The organism is Shewanella surugensis, assembly GCF_023284005.1.
GTDB classification, from domain to species: Bacteria; Pseudomonadota; Gammaproteobacteria; order Enterobacterales; family Shewanellaceae; genus Shewanella; species Shewanella surugensis.
Window position 1 is genome coordinate 1 of sequence record NZ_JAKIKS010000301.1, and the last position, 1,510, is coordinate 1,510.

Below are 1,510 nucleotides of genomic sequence, written 5' to 3' on the forward strand. Positions count from 1 at the left end.
ATTTGTGATTCATGAATACCCAGCTCTTTTGCGGCTTTGGAAACCCCATTTCTTTCAGCTAAAGCAAGTGCTTCTTTCTTGAACTCATCTGTGTGTATTTTGCGTATTTTCCGTATTTTCCGTATTTTCCGTATTTTCCGTATTTTCTTTGTCATCATATTATACCTCGGTTAGTGATTTTACTCACTTAGCCGAGTGTCCGAAAGTACTGCCTAGGATCACAACGCTCCCTAGCAATATAAATGTCGATTTAGATAATAAGAAATTGACATTTATATTGCTCTATACTTATAAATAATAATATAAATTATCAGTGGCTGATAAAAAGGACTTGATAATGAAAAGCAGAATGAAAGCCCATAATAGCCAATTATCTAATTCATTTACAAATAGCTTACACGCTACAGCATTAGGACTATATACCTATTGGGTTTATGCAAACCCAGAAAATTATAGTCTATTAATTATTTTAGTTTTTTTATTTATGTTTATCGGGAAAATTTTAGGTGTTCTTGCTCACCTACCGGCGATTGAGACACAACGAAACAGGCATGTCACCGTGTGGATATTAATCACTTTAATATCTGTAGCGTTAAATATTACGACACTCATTGCGCTTAATCTTAAATCGATATTCTTATTCATTGGCATATTGGTTTCTTGTTTTTTTAGCGCTATGTATTTGTGGTCACTTTCGAGATCTGCTGGGTATTTCGCCTTTCTTGTTTTGGGTTATTTATCAACGCTGATCATTTGTATATACACAAGTATAGGCATATTGCGCTTTGCTTGGATTTGCTTACTGCTTTCAAATGTTGTTTGGATCCTCCTTGAAAAAATCCCCTTCCTTAGAAAAAAGCAATGGCATAATGATATTTATCATTTATTGCTGATAGGAAGTACATATTTGCTTTATGATTCCGTCACTCTTGGTTTATGGAACACAGGAAATGCAAATTAGAAAATCAGAATAATATAAAAAACCAGCTCCCTGTGTATCGAGATAGTGGTTCTAGAATAAAAGTAAAAATCATGTTGATTATCTCGCCTGATTGTCGGCGCAGTCTTCAATTGATCGATAAAATCTTGTCTCTTTATTTATAAGAGTCAGCCTATTAGGAGCCTGAAAACATGCACTTCCAATGAACTTGGGGATAATCTCTAATCGAGAAGGAGAACATATATGGAAAGAAGTATGTTTTATATTAGAGGAAGCCAGACTTCATTCAATAATTTCATTTTTTGAATGAAGACCTTGTAATGTTAGCTTTTTCTATCCCGTTATCCATTCAGTCTATAAATATTTAGTGAGTCACAAAAGAACAATAAGATCATAAAAAAACTAAGAGCATGACCGCTCTTAGTCAAGGCGGGATTATACTTTGTAAAAAAATCAAACTAATGTAACCGTCCGAGCAAGTACATCTTCAACTGCGTTCATTGATCCCTTATTTTAACGTCTGACTATCACATCAGGAGTTAACATGACTAAACGTTCTCATGAAGAGTG

Annotated in this window: 1 protein-coding gene and 1 pseudogene; one reads left to right on the forward strand and one right to left on the reverse strand. The window is 34.2% G+C overall.

The window, feature by feature from the left end; translation table 11 throughout:
- Positions 1 to 134: pseudogene (locus L2764_RS28475) on the reverse strand (IS3 family transposase); the annotation flags it as partial.
- A gap of 203 nt (positions 135 to 337) precedes the next feature.
- Between L2764_RS28475 and L2764_RS27135 the strand changes: the two are divergent.
- A complete protein-coding gene (locus L2764_RS27135; RefSeq protein WP_248943441.1) occupies positions 338 to 961 on the forward strand; it encodes a hypothetical protein in 624 nt (207 codons plus the stop codon).
- The last annotated feature ends 549 nt before the right edge of the window (positions 962 to 1,510 follow it).

Coding starts and splice junctions, on each gene's coding strand:
- L2764_RS27135 (WP_248943441.1), top strand. CDS start 338: ATGAAAAGCAGAATGAAAGCCCATAATAGCCAATTATCTAATTCATTT.